1 protein-coding gene is annotated in these 453 nt (G+C 58.1%); it reads left to right on the forward strand.

The window, feature by feature from the left end; translation table 11 throughout:
* Positions 1-453: biotin synthase BioB (locus AC1DF0_RS32240; protein ID WP_477577652.1), on the forward strand; the 453-nt coding region annotated here is incomplete at both ends.

The following is a 453-nucleotide window of genomic DNA, read 5'->3' on the forward strand; positions in this document are numbered from 1 at the left end:
CGACTGGTCTTTGGCTGAAGTCAAAGCACTCTTCGTTCAGCCATTCAATGACCTGCTGTTCCAGGCGCAGACGGTGCACCGCGCGCATTTCGACGCCAATCGCGTCCAGGTTTCCACCCTGCTGTCGATCAAGACCGGCGCGTGCCCTGAAGATTGCAAATATTGTCCGCAGTCGGGTCACTACAACACTGGCCTGGAAAAAGAAAAGCTGATGGAAGTGCAGAAGGTCCTCGAAGAGGCTGCTCGCGCCAAGGCGATCGGTTCGACCCGTTTCTGCATTGGCGCGGCGTGGAAACACCCGTCGGCCAAAGACATGCCTTACGTGCTGGAGATGGTCAAAGGCGTGAAAGCCATGGGCCTGGAAACCTGCATGACCCTTGGTCGTCTCGATCAGGACCAGACCGTCGCCCTGGCCGAAGCCGGCCTGGACTACTACAACCACAACCTCGACAC

This window comes from Paenibacillus sp. 05T425 (assembly GCF_056396205.1).